The organism is Nocardia sp. NPDC055321 (genome assembly GCF_053645575.1).
In genome coordinates this window covers 190,340-208,081 of record NZ_JBSHMS010000006.1, presented here as the reverse complement: position 1 = coordinate 208,081, position 17,742 = coordinate 190,340, and the positions used below count along the sequence as shown (strand labels likewise).

Annotated in this window: 14 protein-coding genes and 1 riboswitch; of the genes, 6 read left to right on the top strand and 8 right to left on the bottom strand. The window is 70.4% G+C overall.

Features of this window, described 5'->3' with window-relative positions:
- Positions 1–115: 115 nt before the first annotated feature.
- The 3 genes from ACWIGI_RS12185 to ACWIGI_RS12175 all read right to left on the bottom strand — a co-directional run bounded on the left by ACWIGI_RS12185 (position 116) and on the right by ACWIGI_RS12175 (position 6,788).
- Positions 116–4,417: a BTAD domain-containing putative transcriptional regulator gene (locus ACWIGI_RS12185; protein ID WP_454202415.1), complete on the bottom strand. Its 4,302-nt coding sequence runs from the start codon at positions 4,415–4,417 to the stop codon at positions 116–118.
- Positions 4,418–4,501: 84 nt separating this feature from the next.
- On the bottom strand, positions 4,502–5,158 hold the full coding sequence (locus ACWIGI_RS12180; protein ID WP_454202414.1) for a hypothetical protein: 657 nt from the start codon (positions 5,156–5,158) through the stop codon (positions 4,502–4,504).
- Positions 5,159–5,291: 133 nt separating this feature from the next.
- Positions 5,292–6,788 (bottom strand): MFS transporter, encoded by a 1,497-nt coding sequence (locus ACWIGI_RS12175; RefSeq protein WP_454202413.1) that lies wholly within the window; start codon positions 6,786–6,788, stop codon positions 5,292–5,294.
- Between the two features lie 135 nt (positions 6,789–6,923).
- On the opposite strand from ACWIGI_RS12175, the gene ACWIGI_RS12170 reads away from it, so the two are divergent.
- The 3 genes from ACWIGI_RS12170 (at position 6,924) to metX (ending at position 10,323) form a co-directional block, all read left to right on the top strand.
- Positions 6,924–7,619 (top strand): TetR/AcrR family transcriptional regulator, encoded by a 696-nt coding sequence (locus ACWIGI_RS12170; protein WP_454202412.1) that lies wholly within the window; start codon positions 6,924–6,926, stop codon positions 7,617–7,619.
- A gap of 12 nt (positions 7,620–7,631) precedes the next feature.
- A riboswitch (SAM riboswitch) is annotated at positions 7,632–7,742 on the top strand.
- A gap of 95 nt (positions 7,743–7,837) precedes the next feature.
- Positions 7,838–9,172 carry a bifunctional o-acetylhomoserine/o-acetylserine sulfhydrylase gene (locus tag ACWIGI_RS12165; protein WP_454202411.1) on the top strand — a complete coding sequence of 445 codons (1,335 nt, stop codon included), beginning with the start codon at positions 7,838–7,840 and terminating at the stop codon, positions 9,170–9,172.
- A 2-nt stretch (positions 9,173–9,174) separates the two neighbouring features.
- Entirely contained in the window at positions 9,175–10,323 is a 1,149-nt protein-coding gene (metX, locus tag ACWIGI_RS12160; RefSeq protein ID WP_454202410.1) for a homoserine O-acetyltransferase MetX, read from the top strand.
- 70 nt (positions 10,324–10,393) lie between these two features.
- Here the strand turns inward: metX and ACWIGI_RS12155 are convergent, their stop codons facing one another.
- Both ACWIGI_RS12155 and ACWIGI_RS12150 read right to left on the bottom strand, forming a co-directional pair.
- Positions 10,394–10,555 carry a hypothetical protein gene (locus ACWIGI_RS12155; protein ID WP_454202409.1) on the bottom strand — a complete coding sequence of 54 codons (162 nt, stop codon included), beginning with the start codon at positions 10,553–10,555 and terminating at the stop codon, positions 10,394–10,396.
- Positions 10,556–10,689: 134 nt separating this feature from the next.
- A complete protein-coding gene (locus tag ACWIGI_RS12150; RefSeq protein WP_454202569.1) occupies positions 10,690–10,935 on the bottom strand; it encodes a DUF3017 domain-containing protein in 246 nt (81 codons plus the stop codon).
- Between the two features lie 175 nt (positions 10,936–11,110).
- Here ACWIGI_RS12150 and ACWIGI_RS12145 point away from each other — a divergent pair, with 175 nt between their 5' ends.
- The 3 genes from ACWIGI_RS12145 to ACWIGI_RS12135 all read left to right on the top strand — a co-directional run bounded on the left by ACWIGI_RS12145 (position 11,111) and on the right by ACWIGI_RS12135 (position 13,433).
- Positions 11,111–11,575, top strand: coding sequence for a tRNA (cytidine(34)-2'-O)-methyltransferase (locus tag ACWIGI_RS12145; RefSeq protein WP_454202408.1), 465 nt, complete (start codon positions 11,111–11,113; stop codon positions 11,573–11,575).
- 156 nt (positions 11,576–11,731) lie between these two features.
- On the top strand, positions 11,732–12,343 hold the full coding sequence (locus ACWIGI_RS12140) for a Uma2 family endonuclease (RefSeq protein ID WP_454202568.1): 612 nt from the start codon (positions 11,732–11,734) through the stop codon (positions 12,341–12,343).
- 133 nt (positions 12,344–12,476) lie between these two features.
- The gene (locus ACWIGI_RS12135) at positions 12,477–13,433 is read left to right on the top strand and encodes an SDR family oxidoreductase (RefSeq protein ID WP_454202407.1); all 957 of its coding nucleotides are present in this window, start codon (positions 12,477–12,479) and stop codon (positions 13,431–13,433) included.
- Between the two features lie 45 nt (positions 13,434–13,478).
- On the opposite strand, the gene ACWIGI_RS12130 is transcribed toward ACWIGI_RS12135, so the two are convergent.
- The 3 genes from ACWIGI_RS12130 to ACWIGI_RS12120 all read right to left on the bottom strand — a co-directional run bounded on the left by ACWIGI_RS12130 (position 13,479) and on the right by ACWIGI_RS12120 (position 17,616).
- Positions 13,479–13,709, bottom strand: a complete 231-nt coding sequence (locus tag ACWIGI_RS12130) for a DUF167 domain-containing protein (RefSeq protein WP_454202406.1) — start codon at positions 13,707–13,709, stop codon at positions 13,479–13,481.
- Between the two features lie 73 nt (positions 13,710–13,782).
- Entirely contained in the window at positions 13,783–14,178 is a 396-nt protein-coding gene (locus tag ACWIGI_RS12125; RefSeq protein ID WP_454202405.1) for a RidA family protein, read from the bottom strand.
- 81 nt (positions 14,179–14,259) lie between these two features.
- Positions 14,260–17,616, bottom strand: coding sequence for an error-prone DNA polymerase (locus tag ACWIGI_RS12120; protein ID WP_454202404.1), 3,357 nt, complete (start codon positions 17,614–17,616; stop codon positions 14,260–14,262).
- Between the last annotated feature and the right edge of the window lie 126 nt (positions 17,617–17,742).

The following is a 17,742-nucleotide window of genomic DNA, read 5'->3' as shown; positions in this document are numbered from 1 at the left end:
CGTGGGTCGGCTGCTCGGCGCGGCCGGACCGGGCAGCGCGGCCGAGCCGTCACGCCGTGACTCCACCGGCGACGCACGCGGCCGGTGAGCCGGCAACGCCACTGGCGGATCGCGCTCAACGCCCGGGCGGGGGCATCAGGGCGAGCTGCGCCGCGACGGCGGCCGCCACGTCGGCCGCTCGCGTGCGGTGCGACGCGGCGGCGGCTCTGTCGCCGAGTGCGGTCGCCAGTTCGGCCAGCATGGCGTCCACGGGGCCGTACACCACCGAACCGGTGTCCAGGCCCGCCATCGTGCCCGCGCGCGGCAGCATGTCGCGGTAGCACTCCGCGATCGCGGCGCTGTCGCCCAGCCCGAGGGCGGCCCGCGCGCGGAAGCTCGCCATGACCGACCAGTAGTGGTCGCGCTTGACCGGTGCCGCCGCGTCGAACACCGTCCGGGCCCGGTCGGCATCGCCCGCGTCGAGCAGGGCCGCCACGTAGGGGTACACCATGGCGTGCGGGGCGACCTCGTACACGCGGGCCAGGGGTTCGGCCAGCGCCGACAGATCCCCGCGCGCCCAGCCGAGCATCATCCCGGAGACGAGCAGCAGTTCGGGGCCGTTCGCGGTGCCCGAGGCGATCATCTCCGCGCTGCGTTCGGCATAGACGCGTTCGGCGGTGTCCAGGTCGCCGTGCAGGACGGCGAGCACCGCGGAGAACAGCGAGAGCACCGTCAGCATCTGGTTCAACTGGCCGCCGGTCGCGCACTCCAGCCCGCGTTCCACCTCGGCGCGGGCCCGCAGGAGATCGTTCGACCCGCAGGCGATGAGGCAGCCCAGGAAGTGCGCGACCGCCTGGAACTCGACCAGTCCGGCGGCCGTAGCGACGGTGAGCAGTTCGGCGGTCAGCGATTCCCGCTCGTCCCACAGCTCCGGCCCCAGCGCGAGGAAGGCCCTGGCATTGAGTGCGGCACACAGCGATTCGGCGTCGCCCAGCGCCCGCGCGGTGAGCACCGCCTCGGCCGCGGCCGCCCGGGCGAGCGGGTCGTCGTCGCCCTCGACCTCGAACACCAGCGCCGTCAGCAGCCGCACGCGGTCGCCGGGCGCCAATTCCCGGGCCAGCGCGGTCCGCAGCGCGTCGATCATCCGGGCGTCGGGCAGCCGCTTGTCCCGGGTCTCCCAGATCACCGGCGCCCGCCACGAGCCGAGCGCGCACGCGATCGGGTCGCGGGCGGGGTCCGGCGCGAGGTGCGCGGCGTCGGCTCGCTCGCGGACGCGGTCCAGGTGAGCCGCGATGATCGGCGGCGTGGGCGCGCCGAGCACCGGGGATGCCGACTCCCAGTCAGCGGGTGCCGGCGACCGGCAGGGATCGGACGACCCGCGCGCGGTCTCGACGCGCGGCACCCCCGACAACGAGGGCTCGGATGGCCCTGCGGACTCACGCGGCGCGCGCGGGTCCCCCGACAACCGGGGCTCGAACGACCCCTCGGACCAATCGAGCGGAGCGCGAGCCACAGCGTGGGCATCCGGGCGATCGACCTGATACGCGCCGGTCGTGGCGTCCGGCAGATCGCGCGCCGATTCCGTTGTCCCGGGAGGGCTTTCGCCGAGGGACTCCGCCAGAGTGAGAGCCCGGTGACGCAGGGACCGGGCGGCCGCGTCGTTGCCACCGTGGGCCAGCGCGCCCACCAGTTCGCAGCGGGCCTCCAGGATGGCCGTCCCGGCGGCCCGGTCGGAGCCGTCCTCGGGGTGACCGGCGAGGGCGTGCAGTTCCAGGGCGGCCTGCCACAGCGGCGCGGCCTCGGCGAAGGCCCGGCGGGCAGCGCTGTGCCGGGCCGCGGTCACCACGTGGCCGAGAGCGGCTTCGGGACGCACGGCGTCGCCACCCGCCAGCGCGTGATGGGCGAGCGCGTGCACATCGGGCGCCGCCGCCCGCGCCGCCACCCGCAGGGCGTCCCCGTGCATCCGGGCGCGCCGCAACGCCGGAATCCCGGAGTAGACGGCATCACGAATCAGCGCGTGCCCGAACCGGATTCGACGCCCTTCGGTACGTAACAGCCCCGCCGCCACGACCGTGTCCACCAGATCGACCAGCGCGTCCTCGTTCTCGTCGAGCAGCAGCGGCAGCACGCCGAACTCGGCGGCCTCGCCCCACACCGCCAGCAGCCGCAGCATCCGCGCCGCCGCGTCCGGCAGCCGGGCGATCCTGCGGTGCAACACATCCCGCACCCCCGGCGGCACCCCCAGCAGATCACCTTCCGCCGCCGCGAGTTTCGCCAACTCGACCACGAACAGCGGGTTACCCCCGGTTCGCGCGCACACCAGCCGCACGGTGTCCTCGTCCAGCCCGGTGAGCCCCGCCCCCTCCGCGACCGCCCGCACCGACCCGGCGTCCAACCCGCCCAGCTCACACCGCCCCACGGTCACCGCAGCCAATGCCGCCGAGGTGGCCCGTATCTCGTCCCGCACCTCCGACCCCCGCACCGTGACCGCGAACAACACCGGTGTCCCCGCCGTCCAGGCCACCACCTGCCGCAACATCTGCAGGGTCGCCCCGTCCGCCCGGTGCACGTCCTCCACCACGACGACCACCGGCTGCCGCCGCCCCCACCACGCGCACCGCCCCGCCACCGTCCGAGCCAGCCCGAACGCGGTGTCCCCGGCCGCCCGGCGATCCGAGTCGATTCCTCCGCCCAGCGAACGAGATCCCGAATCTCGAACCGCGCGTGCGATGTTTCGATCCGCGCGAGTGCGCTCCGGCTCTTCGTCGCTGGAGGCGAATCCGTCACCACACGCACTCGTCTCCGCACCGCCGGCATTCGAGGTCTCACCGGCGACCTCCGGAGCCGGGTACGACGGACCGATCGCCTCCCCGCGAGCCCACACAGCTGTGACGGGGGTCGGCCTTGTCGACTCCAACTCGGCTGCCACATAGGACAACTCGTCGTGGATCTGCTGCCAGGCCCAGCCGGCCGGTGCGCCGTCGACCTCCGGGCAACTGCCAACCGCCACCCGCCAGCCCGACTCGGACAGGTCCCCGATGACCGAACCGACGAGGGTCGACTTGCCCGCTCCCGCTTCACCTTCGATCCAGACGAGCCGCGCTCCACCCCGGGCCGATTCGCGGGCGGCGGCATGTAGGACGGCGCGCTGCGCTGTGTAGCCGACCATCGCACCCGGACGCACACGTAGGCGGTCTCCGAACGAGGCGGTGGAGTCCGCCGAGCCGGCGCTGGAATTCGAGGAAGTGGACGGCGACGCCGACCGGTTCGGCGAGTCGATGGTTTCGGAAAACGTCCCGGGCGGACCTGGCGACTCCGCAGCGGTGACCGAGGTCGACTCGGCGCTCGGCGCCTCGATCGCGTGCGGGATCGTGAGATCCCGTGCCTGCGGGGTGGAGTATTCCGATTCCGGGTGGACTGCGCGGCCCGGCGTGGTCGCGGCTCCCTGCTCCGGAAGGACGGGGATCGACAGCTGTCCGGGCACCGGCGACTGCGCGGTGGCGGGTCCCGGAGGCGCGGGGGCACCGAGCGGTGTAGCGAGATGCGGCTCCGGGCGCGCCGCGACGGGATCCGAAACCTGCTCGAGCCCGGGCGGACTCGAAGCCACGCGGATGGTCGGCGGTGCGGCGGGGTCGGCCGTCTCTCGAGCCGGGCCCGCCGGCACCCGGGGTGCCGACTGCGGCAGCAGGGCCGGATCGTGGGCCAGGATCGCCGACTCGAGGGCGCGCAGGGGCGGGCCGGGGTCTATGCCGAAATCGGCGTGGAGGGTGGTGCGGGCGCGGCGCAGGACGGCCAGGGCCTCGAGTTGGCGGCCCTGGCGGTAGTGGGCCAGGGCCAGCAGGCGGACGGCTTCCTCGCGGCCGGGTTGTTCGTGGAGCAGGCGGGGCAGGGTGGCGGCGACGTCGCCGGGGCGGCCCAGGTCCAGGGCCGCCTGGGCGCGCTGTTCCATTGCGGTCCAGCGCATATCGGTGACGCGGGTGATCTCGGCGGCGGCCCAGGCGGCATCGGCGCAGGCGGCGTAGGCCGGGCCGCGCCACAGGGCGAGCGCGGCGTCCAGGAGACGGTGGCGGGCGTCGGGGTCCGTGTGGCCCGCCGCGTCGGCGAACAGTCGCTCGAAATGCCAGACGTCGACCGCCGTGGCGGGCAGCTGGAGCGCGTAGCCGGGGGCCCGCGACACCACGACGCGGGCGGGCGACCGGGCCGGACGTTCGGGTTCGAGCGCGCGCCGCAGGTGCGAGATGTGCGCCTGCAACGACCCGGCCGCCTTCGGCGGCGGCGCGCCCGCCCACAGATCGTCGATCAGCCGGTCGGCCGACACGACCTCCCCGCCCGCCGCCACCAGCCGCGCCAGCACCGCAGCCTGCATCGGCCCGCGCAGCACCGCGGGCCGCCCGTCCACCCGGACACCCAGCGCCCCGAGCAGTTCCACGATCACCACGGCTGAAGCATCGCGCGCCCAGCCGATTTCGCAACCTCAACGTCTTCAAGCTCGAGGTCGATTCCCCCACGGAACCGGCATCACTCAGGAACTCATCGCCACCCGCGGCGTGCTCGCATCCGTCCCCCGCAGCGCCCGCACCCCGGCGAACGCCACGACGAGGCCCACCGCGATCGTGCCGGGAATGATCCACAACCCCTCCGCGCCCGGCAGCCCTTCGGCCGCACCCATCACCAGCACCGACACCACGAGCACCGCCGCCGCGGGCCGGGCGAGCAGGGTGTTCGGGGCCGCGAACGCGCAGCCGGCCAACAGCAGGAAGCCGACGAGGAAGCAGGCCGCGAGCGGCCCGTTCACCGGCATGGCCGCGGTCTCGATGGCGTGCTGTTCGTGATGGGACAGCCGGGGCGCCACGAACGCCTCGTGATATCCACCGATCGGAATGGCCACGGCCAGACCGGCATACAGCAGCGCGCGGGTGACAGCGGCCAGTCTCGCGATGCCCGGCCGCCCGAGCGAGCGCCAGGCCGCGGTCACCAGCGGCAGCCCGGCGGCCATGAGGACCGCGCCCGCGCTGAAGCTCACGTGCGCCGCGACCCAGGTCGCCGCCTGCTCGGCCTCCTCGGAGTGCCGCAGCGGGTGCAGTGCGTTGCCGATCGCGAACAGCACACCGCCCCCGATCAATGCGTATGCCCGCCAGCGGAAGTCACTGTCGGCCGGTAGTTCAGTGGTGATGCTCATGCGCCCACCATGAACCGCCACTGTTGACCACGACTTGCCATCGACTTGCGGCTCGCCCCGTCACGGCGCGAATCCGTGACGGGGCGAGGGATCTATGCCCACGGGCCTCTACCATCGAAGACCGGCGCCGACCTCAGACCCCCACGTGCACCGGGCGCTCCGACCCCTCGAGCAGGCTCGACGGCTTGTCCCGAATCATGAAGGCGATCACCGGGATCGCGATCACGAAGAACACCGCGCCCAAATAGAAGGCCACGTCGTAGCTGTGGATCGCGGCCCGTGCCGCCAGGTTGTCGACCGTCGGATTGTCGGTGGCGTACCGCTCCGCGGCCTGCACCGCGATCGTGGTGAGCAGCGCGACGCCGATGGACCCGCCGACCTGCTGCGCGGCGTTGAGCAGCGCACTGGCCACACCGGAATCCTCGTCGTCGACCTGGTGCAGCGCGGTGGTCTGCATGCAGACGAACAGTGGGCCCATGCCGAGCGCGATCAGCGTCATCGCGGGCAGCACGAGCGCGGCGTAGCTGGAACCGAAGTCCAGTTGCGCCATGTAGACGAGCCCGGCCGCCCCGAGCACAGCACCGGCCAGCATGAGCGGGCGCGGCCCGAGCTTGGGCAGCAGCACGCTGGTGATGCCCGCGGAGATGGTGATGCCCAGTGGGAACGGCATGAACGCGAAACCGGTCTTCAGCGCGGAGTACCCCAGGGTCATCTGCATGTAGAAGCTCAGGTTCAGGAACATGGCGAACATGGCGATCGGCACCAGCAGCGCCACGAGGAACGACCCGCCGCGGTTGATCTCACCCGGAATACGCAGCGGCAGCAGCGGATTCGAGCTGCGATATTCGATGACGACGAACAGCGCCAGCAGCACCGCGCCGCCGGCGAGCAGCCCGAGGGTCGAGACGGCCAGCCAGCCGTCCTCGGCGGCGCGGCTGAAGCCGTACACCACCGCGATCAGGCCGAGGGTGCAGGTGATCGCGCCCGGCAGGTCGTATCCGCCGGTCCGCGGGGCCGGTACGTCCCGGACCACGAAGGCGAGCGCGCCCAGCACGGCGAGCAACGCGATCGGGGTGTTCACCAGCAGGCACCAGCGCCAGCTGGCGTACTCGGTCAGCGCGCCGCCCGCGATGAGGCCGATGGCCGCGCCGCCCGCCGAGACCCCGGCGAAGACGCCGAACGCCTTGGCTCGCTCCTTGGCCTCGGTGAAGGTCACCGACACCAGGGACAGCGCCGCCGGGGCGAGCAGCGCCGCGAACGCGCCCTGCAGACCACGTCCGGCGAACAGCTGTGCGCCGTTCTGCGCGAGCCCGGCCAGTGCGGAGGCCAGTGCGAAACCGACCAGGCCGGCGATGAAGACGCGCCGGCGGCCGAGGTAGTCCGCCAGCCGCCCGCCGAGCAGCAGCAGTCCGCCGAAGATCAGCGTGTACGCGGTCAGGACCCACTGCTTGTTGCCGTCGCTGATGCCCAGGTCCTGCTGGGCGAAGGGCAGCGAAATCGTGACGATGGTGGCGTCGAGCACCACGATCAGCTGCGCGACGGCGATGACGCCGAGAGCCCACCATCGTGCGGAATTTTTTGTCTCACTTGATATTTCGTCAGGTTCGAGCGTTGCCGTCCCGCCGGTCATGCCTACTCCTCGTTTGCTCCGAACAGCCGAGCTCATCGTGGCACTCCCAGACAATTGGCGTCAAGAGAAAAATGTCCGACTGCGACAGTTGGCGTCCATGGACATGATTTCTCCGGTCCGCGCTACCATCGGGGCATGTTCGAGCCGTCATCGCCGACCGCCCGCACCGGCCTGCGCGAGCGCAAGAAGCAGCAGACCCGTACCCGGGTCATCGACGTGGCGCTGCGCCTGTGCGACGAGCACGGCTTCGACACCACCACCGTGGAACAGATCGCCGACGCCGCCGACGTCTCCCCGCGCACGGTGAACAGGTATTTCGACAGCAAGGAAGACATCGTCATCGCGCCGATCGAGGACTTCGGCGGCACGCTGGCGGACAACCTGCGCCGCCAGCCGATCACCGGGAACGAGCTGCAGGCGCTACTGAACAGCTACCTGGAGATGATCGAGGGCATCATCGACCGCGACGAACCGCTGCCGTTCCGCTGGTTCCAGCAGATGCAGAACATCATCAGGCACTCCCCCGCCGTGCGCGCCCGCAGTCTCGACGCCGCGGACTACAAGATGCGCGAGACCTCGACCGTGCTCGGCGAGCGGCTCGGCACCGACCCGGACGCACTGCCGGTGCGGCTGATCACCGGCACCTGGCACGCCATCATGCGCGCGGGCGTGGAGTGCGAGGCCGAGCTCGGCAGTTTCGAGGGCGTGCTCGCCGACTCCGCGCGCGCCATGGCCGACGCGGTGGTCACCGCCTATCACGAGTTCGTCCGTATTTGCGCCGTTCCGACTGTGGGTAACCCCATTGCCGACATCGCGGCCGAGCACCGTTAGAATCCCGAAACAGGTCAAGAGCATCAGCGCCAAGCCCCGGCTCGCTGATCGGCAACCCTCCAGCTGCGGTGGGGTGCTCCGGGTGAAGACCGGGCGCTCGAAGGCCGAGCGCAAGCGCACTGTAGGAGGCACCGAGATGTGTTGTTGTCGAAGCCAATTCGCCTTCCGATAACCCAAGCCTTCCGCCGTATACGGCGATTCTTCCTGGAGCAGTAATCATGAGTGACTCGACCGCGCCCGCTGCCAACCTCGATCCCGCGAACTGGTCCTTCGAGACCAAGCAGGTGCACGCCGGGCAGGCCCCCGATCCGGCCACGGGCGCACGCGCCCTGCCGATCTACCAGACGACCTCGTACGCCTTCCGCGACACCGATCACGCCGCGGCACTGTTCGGCCTGGCCGAGCCGGGCAACATCTACACCCGCATCATGAACCCCACCCAGGACGCGGTGGAGCAGCGCGTGGCCGCCCTCGAGGGCGGCGTGGCGGCGCTGCTGGTGTCGTCGGGCCAGGCCGCGGAGACCTACGCGATCCTGAACGTCGCCGAGGCCGGCGACCACATCGTGTCCAGCCCGCACCTGTACGGCGGCACGTACAACCTCTTCCACTACTCGCTGCCCAAGCTCGGCATCGAGGTCAGCTTCGTCGAGGATCCGGACGACCTGGCCCAGTGGGAAGCGGCCGTCCGCCCCAACACCAAGGCGTTCTACGGTGAGACCGTCGCCAATCCGAGCAGCTCGATCTTCGACATCGAGGGCATCGCGGGCGTGGCGCACGCGGCCGGCGTTCCGCTGATCGTGGACAACACCGTCGCCACCCCGTACCTGATCCAGCCGCTGAAGCACGGCGCGGACATCGTCGTGCACTCGGCGACCAAGTACCTGGGCGGGCACGGCTCCGCGGTCGCGGGCGTGATCGTGGACGGCGGCACCTTCGACTGGACCGTGACCGACGCCGACGGCAAGCCGCGGTTCCCGGGCTTCACCACCGCGGACCCCAGCTACCACGGCGTGGTCTTCGCCGACCTGGGCGCACCGGCGTACGCGCTCAAGGCGCGCGTGCAGCTGCTGCGCGACCTCGGCGCGGCGGTATCGCCGTTCAACGCCTTCCTGATCAGCCAGGGCATCGAGACGCTGAGCCTGCGGGTGGAGCGGCACGTGGCCAACGCCCAGGCGGTGGCGGAATTCCTGAGCGGGCAGGACGCGGTGGAGTCGGTGTACTACGCCGGTCTGCCCAACTCCCCCTGGTTCGAGCGCGGCAAACAGCTGGCACCGAAGGGCGTCGGCGCGATCGTCTCGTTCGAGCTGGCCGGTGGTGTCGATGCGGGCAAGAAGTTCGTGGACGCGCTGGTGCTGCACAGCCATGTCGCTAACATCGGGGATGTGCGCTCGCTCGTGATTCATCCGGCTTCGACCACCCACTCCCAGCTGACTCCCGAGGAGCAGCTCGCGTCCGGCGTCACCCCTGGTCTGGTGCGTTTGGCCGTGGGTATCGAAGGTATCGACGACATCCTGGCGGATTTGCGCGCGGGACTGATTGCGGCAGCGAGCTGATAGTGAGCATTGAATCGAGCACCTCTCGTCCAGCGGCGGATCTCTTGCTGCCGCCGCCCGACGGGACGCTCTGCACCATTGCGATCGGGGAGGTCCGGCTCGAGAACGGCGCTGTCATCCCCGACGTGAGCCTGGCGGTGCAGCGGTGGGGCGAACTCTCGGCGAACGCGGATAACGTCATCCTCGTCGAGCACGCCCTCACCGGCGATTCACATGTGGTCGGCCCCGCCAACGTGCAGCACGCCCAGCCCGGCTGGTGGGACGGCATCGTCGGCGAGGGCGCGGCGGTGGACACCCGCGAATGGTGTGTCATCGCCACCAACGTCCTGGGCGGCTGCAAGGGCAGCACCGGACCAGCGTCCCTCGCCGCGGACGGAAAGCCCTGGGGCGCACGCTTTCCCGAGATCAGCATTCGCGATCAGGTGACCGCGGAGGCGCAGCTGCTCGATCTGCTCGGCATCTACCGGCTGGCATCGGTGGTCGGCGGGTCGATGGGCGGCATGCGCGTGCTGGAGTGGATGGCCGGCTATCCCGAGCGGGTCGGGTCGGCCCTGGTGCTGGCGGTGGGCGCGCGTGCCACCGCCGATCAGATCGGCACCCAGACCACCCAGATCGCGGCCATCCGGTCCGATCCGAACTGGCAGGGCGGGGCGTATCACGGCACCGGGACCGCGCCGATGTCCGGCATGGGCATCGCGCGCCGGATCGCGCACCTGACCTACCGGACCGAGGCCGAGCTCGACCACCGCTTCGAGAACCATGCCCAGGGCGACGAGAACCCCTGGGACGGTGGGCGTTACGCGGTGCAGAGCTACCTGGAGTACCAGGCGGACAAGCTCATCTCGCGGTTCGATCCCGCCACCTACGTCCTGCTGACCGAGGCCATGAACCGGCACGACATCGGCCGCGGCCGCGGCGGCATCGAGGCGGCGCTGGGCGCGATCACGGTGCCGTGCGTGGTCGGCGGCGTGGACTCGGATCGGTTGTATCCGTTGCGAACCCAGCAGGAACTGGCGGATCTCCTACCCGGCTGCAAGGGGCTGGAGATCGTGCGTTCCCGGGACGGGCACGACGGATTCCTCACCGAGACCGAAGCGGTGGGCAAACTCATGGTGCAGACCATGGAGCTGGCCCGGGCCGCACGCCGTTAGTTGCGGTACCGAAGCTCAAAACAAATGATCCCCCGGGAGCGCTGCTGCCGGGGGATTGCTGTGTCGAGGCTCAGACCTCGGTGAGGCGGCGGCCGAGTTCTCGGCGCAGTACTTCTTGGGCGGGCAAACGGTGCAGGACGCGGAGTACCGCGGGACGTAGTTCGCGCTGTTCCTCGAGCGAGAGCAGGCCGACCAGATCCCGCAGATCCATGTCATCGAAGGTCGCTGTCATGCCTATACATTACGTGGACGACGCGACTTCGTCCCGTAATTGGTACCGGGGTTACGGAGCCGTCACCCTAACGAAACCGACAGTGCGTCAGGATAATTCGTACGAAACAGACATGACTCGTGGTACCCGCAAGGCTAGGTGACACCGAGGCTGTTGATGGTCGCCGCCAGCACGATGATGGCGCAGCCGAGCACCGCCAGCCACGTCACGTCGAAAGGTTTGCTGCGCACCGCCAACAGCCCCACGCGCTCGGTCGGCAGCAGTAGCCGGAAGGCAGCCGCGAGCAGTGTCGCGCCGCCGAAGAAGAAGGTTCCGCGGCGCCACCGGTCCCAGGCCAGGAAGACCACGGCCACCACCAGCACCAGTGCGATCAGCACCATGGGCAGGTTGTCCCGCAGCGCCTGTCCGATACGGCTGCTGCGGCTCTCCGGGGCGGCATGGGCTGCACTCACGCCCGGAAGCTTAGCCGGACCGCTCGCATCGGGCTTCCCCGCCGCCACGCGCACGCACCGGCCGCGAACAGTACGGTTCTCTTGCTCTGCGATGCTGGTGGGCGTGTTCCATCTTGTGTTCTTCTCCCCGCGCATCCCGCCCAACACCGGCAACGCCATCCGGCTCGCCGCCGGGACGGGCTGCCAGTTGCACCTGATCGAACCCCTGGGCTTCGACCTATCCGAGCCCAAGCTACGCCGGGCGGGCCTGGACTACCACGACCTCGCCTCGGTGACCGTGCACCAGAACCTGGCCGCCGCATGGGATTCCATAGCCCCCGCCCGCGTCTTCGCCTTCACCGCCGCCGCCACGACCCGCAACACCGACATCACCTACGCCGACGGCGACGCCCTCCTGTTCGGCCCCGAGCCGACCGGCCTCCCCCCGGAGGTCCTGTCCGACCCCCGGGTCACCGCCCAGCTCCGGATCCCGATGCTGCCCGGCCGCCGCTCGATGAACCTCTCGAACGCCGCCGCCGTCGCGGTGTACGAGGCCTGGCGCCAACAGGGCTTCCCGGGCGCGGTGTAGTGACATTCGGCGAGGTGAGCGGTCTACTGGCGGAACGGCCGCGCGATAATCAGGACGAAACCGTCCCCAGCGCGTAAACCCCGGGAGGCTGCGGAGATGCCTGATTACCCTGATGACGTGGCCATCCCGCATGCGCAACCGGAACTGCCGGAATTCATGACCTGGGAAGAACTCGAGCGACTTCCGGAGGAGATCGCCGAGCAGATCGAACTGTGGGACGGACGCGTGGTGTGGCTACGACGCGGTCCCGCCGAGCATCAGACTTTCACCAACCTGATGTGGAGCGGCCTGAGGACGTGTGCGCGCGACGCGATGGCGCATCAGCCGGAGCAGTGCTGGAAGGCAACGACCGAGACGAATGTCTTCCTGGGACAAACTGGGAAGTCCAACTACCTGACCCCGGATTTCCTTGTCCATCGTTGTCTCGATCACCCCTACCAGGAAGTGCGCGCATCCGACGCGTTGCTGGTGGGAGAAGTGCTGTCCCCCTCCAACACTCAGTCCGATGTCGAGGCGAAGAAGAGCCGCTACGCGAGCGCGGGAATCCCCTGGTACTGGGAAGTCCAGCTGGCCACGGAGGCCAGCGCCGTCGCGAGGGTCCGTGCCTTCGGCCTGCAGACCGCGCCGGCGGTACTCCCGGAGGGCGTGCGCCCCCTGCACACGAGCAACTACATCCTCGCCGGCGAATGGTTCCCCGCCGACACCGACGGCATCGACTTCGACTTCCCCTTCCCGATCCACATCCCCTGGTCCGAACTGGAGTACTAGCTCCGGCGCCCGCACGTCGGTTCCGCTCGGGGCGTCGCCGTGGAACGTGGTGGCGCGGTAGGGTGGCGGGGGTTCGGATCCGCAACCTCGTCGCAGGCGCAAGATCTCCGTTGATGTAGCCGGAGGAATTGTCGTGCGCGGAATTACATTGGTGACCGTCGGAGCCGGGGACAAGAGCGCGGGGTGCAGCCCCACCGGGATCGTGGGGCGGTGGCTGGCCCGGGAGCTGCTCGACGCCGGGGTGCGGGTGCGGGTCGTGGCCGAGGCGGGGCAGCTCGGGGAGTGGCCGGACGCGGTGGAAGTGGTCGAGGGGTCGATCACGCGGCCGGAGCCGGCACCGGGGATATTCGACGGGGTCGACGCCGTTTTTCTCGCCGGGGCGCGGGCCGCGACCGTGGGGCGGGTGCTCGCCGGGGCGTGGGAGGCGGGGGTCGGGCGAATCGTGCTGCTGTCCTCGCACGGGGCCGAGCACGAGGCGGCGTATCCGCCCGAGACGTGGTTCTGGCTCGCCATCGAGCGGGCGGTCGAGGCGTCGGGCATGGCGTGGACCCACATCCGGCCGTCGGCGGTGATGGGGTCGGTGCTCGAAGGAACCTATCCGGCAACGGGTTCGGACTGGGCGGAGACCATCGCGGCCGAGAACACCGTGCGGGAAGCGTTTCTCGGGACGGGGCACTACCCCTTCATCCACGAACGCGATCTGGCGGCGGTGGCGGCCGCGGCGCTGTGCCGCGACGGGTACGAGGGAATGCTGTTGGAGGCGGTGGGATTTCCGGTGAGTACACGATCCCGGGTGCGGGACATCGCCGACGTGCTCGGGCGGGACATCACCGCCGTGGAGCTGACTCCGCGGGAGAGCCGCGCCGCCTGGCGCGCACGCGGGTGGCCGGACGACGGTATCGACGTGACCCTGTTCGCACTCCAGGAGTACGGCGTTCACTTCGACGAGCTCACCCGCTGGACCGCCGAGCAGCGCCCCACGGTCCCGGAACTGATCGGCCGGCCGATGCGCACCTACCGGGACTGGGTCGCCGAGCACGCCGCGCTGTTCGACCCGGTTCCGGATCGAGCGCGGCGCCACCGTGCGTAGGCGGCGCCGCACATCGAAGTCCCGCTCCTTCGCCGAGTTCGCCGCTCAGTCGTCGACTTCGAACCGTTTGAAGCGGGAGGTGGCCCCGGCGGCCAGGCGGACGGCGGTCTTGGGGACGCCGTAGTGGGCGGCCAGCAGCTCGATGGCCGCCCGGTTCGCCTTGCCCTCGACGGCGGGGGCCCGGACGTAGAGCTGGAGCGTCCCGTCGGGGAGGGCTTCCACCAGGGGACCCTTCTTGCTGTTGGGTTTGATGACGGCCCGGACCACGGTGGGCATGGCGGCGCTCCTTTGCGAGATCCGAGGGAACCGCTCGATTCTCGCGGGTGGTCCGGGCCGGCGGGCGCGCGGGTCAGGAACGGACGGCGGTGGCGTCCACCTCGAACTTCATCCCCGGCAGGGCCAGGGCGGCCACGCCCGCCAGGGTCTGCGCGGGCGGGCGATCACCCCAGATCTCGGCGATCTTCTTCCCGAGTACGGTCAGCTTGTCCAGGTCGTGGTCGACGATGAAGGTACGCAGTTGCGCCACGTCGGCGTAGTCGAGACCTACCGCGCGCAAAGCCTTTCCGAGATTGGCGAAGGCATTGCTCACCTGGGTGGCGAAATCGGTATCGCCGGTGTGCCCCTGCGCGTCGGAGTCGTACTGACCCGCGATGAACACCAATTCACCACTCACACGGGCGATATGGCTGTAGCCGAAGCCGGTCGGGTCGTGCAGTTCGGCGGGGTTGACGAGTTCGATGCTCACGATGTGCTCCTCGATGCGGTGGTACGGATGCCAACACCGGGATGACGACGAGCCCATCCGCACCGTGACACGCGTTCGCTGTCAGCGGAAGTCGCGCGAGCGCGCCTCGATGCGCAGATCCATCCGCTGCACGTGATCGGCCACCACAGTGACCGCGCCCTCGGCGTTCTGCACCCGCCCCCGCACGAGCAGCGCGGGCGCGGTCTGCACGAGCCGGCGATAGCGCGCCCACAACCCCACCGAGCAGACCACGTTCACCATCCCGGTCTCGTCCTCAAGATTCAGGAAGGTGACACCGGCCGCGGTGGCGGGCCGCTGCCGGTGCGTGACCGCGCCGCCGACCAGCACCCGGGTGCCGTCCCGCACCCCGAGCAGCTGATCGGCGGGCACCACGCCGAGCGCGTCGAGCCGCTCGCGCAGGAACTCGGTGGGATAACTGCCGGGCGAGACCCCGGTGGCCCACACGTCCGCCGCCGCCAGTTCCAGCGCGCTCATCCCGGGCAGCGCGGGCGCGTCCACCGCCGCGCCCATGCCGGGCAGCCGATCGGGCCGCTCTCCCGCCGCCGCGCCCGCCGCCCACAGCGCCGCGCGCCGGGTGCCGCCGAGACTGCCGAGCGCCCCCGCCGTGGCGAGCGCCTCGGCCTGCGGAACGGTCAATTCCACTCGCCCGGTGAGGTTTCGGAACGAGGTGTACGGCCCGAGCTCCCGTGCGGCCACGATCTGCTCGGCGAGTTCGGTCCCGATGGTGCGCACCGCGCCCAGCCCGAGCCGCACCTGCGTACCGCCCGCCGCCAGGGTCGCCTCGGCGAGCGAATGATTGATATCGGGCCCGTGTACCACCACCCCGTGCCGGCGCGCGTCGGCCACCAGCGACTGCGGCGAGTAGAACCCCATGGGCTGCGCCCGCAGCAGTCCCGCGCAGAACGCCGCCGGATGATGCAGCTTGAACCACGAGGAATAGAACACCAGCGAGGCGAAACTCTGCGAATGGCTCTCCGGGAAGCCGAAATTCGCGAACGCGTACACCTTCTCGTAGATGCGGTCCGCGATCTCCCCGGTGATCCCGTGCAGTTCGCGCATCCCCGTGTAGAAACGCTCGCGCAGCCGTTCCATCTTCTCCGGGGACCGTTTGGACCCCATGGCCCGGCGCAGCTGATCGGCTTCGGCGGCGGTGAATCCGGCGATGTCGACGGCCATCTGCATGAGCTGCTCCTGGAACAGCGGAATGCCGAGCGTGCGCTCGAGCGAATTCTCCAGTGCCGGATGGTCGTAGACGACCTTCTCCCTGCCGTTGCGCCGCCGGATGTAGGGGTGCACCGAACCGCCCTGGATCGGCCCGGGCCGGATCAGCGCCACCTCCACCACCAGGTCGTAGAAGTTGCGCGGCTTCAAACGCGGCAGGGTCGCCATCTGCGCCCGCGATTCCACCTGGAAGACCCCGACCGAGTCGGCGCGGCACAGCATGTCGTATACGGCGGCTTCGGTGAGATCGAGCTGATGCAGCTCCACCGTCTCGCCCTTGTGCTCGCGCACCAGGTCGATCATGTAGTGCAGCGCGGAGAGCATGCCGAGCCCGAGCAGATCGAATTTCACCAAACCCGCTGCCGCGCAATCGTCCTTGTCCCACTGCAGCACGCTGCGCCCCGGCATCCGCGCCCATTCGGTCGGGCACACGTCGGCGATGGGCCGATCACAGATCACCATGCCGCCGGAATGAATACCCAGATGCCGTGGCAAACCCTCCAATTCACCGGCCAGCCCGAGCACGTCCGCCGGAATGTCGGTGTGCTCTTCCTCGGCCACCCCGGTCCACCGGCTCACCTGTTTGCTCCAGGCGTCCTGCTGTCCGGGCGAGAACCCCAGCGCGCGTGCGGCATCGCGCACCGCCGACCGCCCGCGATAGGTGATCACATTGGCCACCTGCGCGGCGTACTCGCGCCCGTATTTGGTGTAGACGTGCTGAATCGCCTCTTCCCGGCGATCGGATTCGATATCGACGTCGATATCGGGCGGCCCGTCGCGCTCGGGCGCGAGGAAACGTTCGAAGAGCAGTTTGTTGGCGACCGGATCGACATTGGTGATGCCGATGGCGTAGCAGACCGCGGAATTGGCCGCCGAACCCCGGCCCTGACACAGGATGTCATTGGTGTGGCAGAAGTCCACGATGTCGTGCACCACCAGGAAGTACCCCGGGAACTTCAGGTCGGCGATCACCCGGAGCTCGTGTTCGAGCTGGTCGTACGCCCGCGGATTGCCCGCGCGCGGACCGTAGCGCCGGGCCGCGCCCATCATGGTGAGCTCGCGCAGCCACGAGTCCTCGTCGTGCCCGGGCGGTACGTCGAACGGCGGCAGCTGCGGCGCGATCAGTCTCAGGTCGAAGGCGCATTCCCGCGCCAGCGCAACGGCATTGGCGACCGCGCGCGGGCATTCGGCGAACAGCCGCGTCATCTCCGTGCCCGAGCGCAGGTGCGCGCCGCCGGTGGGCGCGAGCCAGCCCGCCATCTCGTCCAGGCTGGACCGCGCGCGAATGGCGGCCAGCGCCATGGCCCGGCGGCGATGCGGCGGTGCGGCGAAATGCGCTCCGGTGGTGGCGAGTACGGGCAGCCCGAGCCGATCGGCGAGGGCGATCAGCCGGGCGTTGCGTTCGTCGTCCTCGGGAATGCCGTGGTGGGTGAGCTCCACGCTGACGTGCTCGTGGCCGAATCGTTCGACCAGTTCCCGCAATTCGGCCTCGGCGGCGGCATCGCTCTGCTGCAGCGCCTGGCGCACCGTGCCTTTGCGGCAGCCGGTGAGAATGTGCCAGTGCCCGCCCGCGGCGGCGGTGAGCCGGTCCAGGTCGTAGCGCAGGATGCCCTTCTCCCCCGCCGCCATGTGCGCGGCCGCCATCTCCCGGGACAGCCGGCGGTAGCCCTCCTGCCCGCGCGCCAGCACCAGCAGGTGCGGTCCGGCGGGATCGGGCGCGCCGGTGCGCGGCGCGGAGTCCCCGGTCTCCTCGCCGGCGCGGTCCCGGCCGCGGCGGCCGCCGCGCGGGGCGAGGTGCGCGCCCGCGCGGGCGGCGGTGCCCAGGGACAGTTCCGCACCGAAGACGGTCGGCATCCCCCATTCGCGGGCGGCCTCGGCGAAGCGCACCACCCCGTAGAACCCGTCGTGATCGGTGAGCGCGAGTGCTTCCAGGCCCAGGCGCACCGCCTCCTCGACCAGTTCCTCGGGCTGGCTGGCCCCGTCCAGGAAGCTGTAGGCGGAGTGGGTGTGCAGTTCGGCGTACGGCACGCCGGGCCCGGCCGCGCGGGCCAGTGCGCCCGCTTCGTACTTCTCGCGTTTGCGGGACCAGGCCGGGCTGTCGCCGCCGTCGCCCTCGATCTCGCGGGCGGGTGCGGGCCTGCCGGAGAGCACGCGTTCGAGTTCCGACCAGGTCGGCGGACCGTTGTGCCAGCCCACGGTCCCTCCTTTGTCTCGATCGTGCCCGAGTGTCGAACATACATTCGATCTTCCGAAGCATTGCAGGAGACCCAACCGAACGGTCTGTAAATGCCGAATCCGGCGTGTCCGCCACCCGCCCCGGAC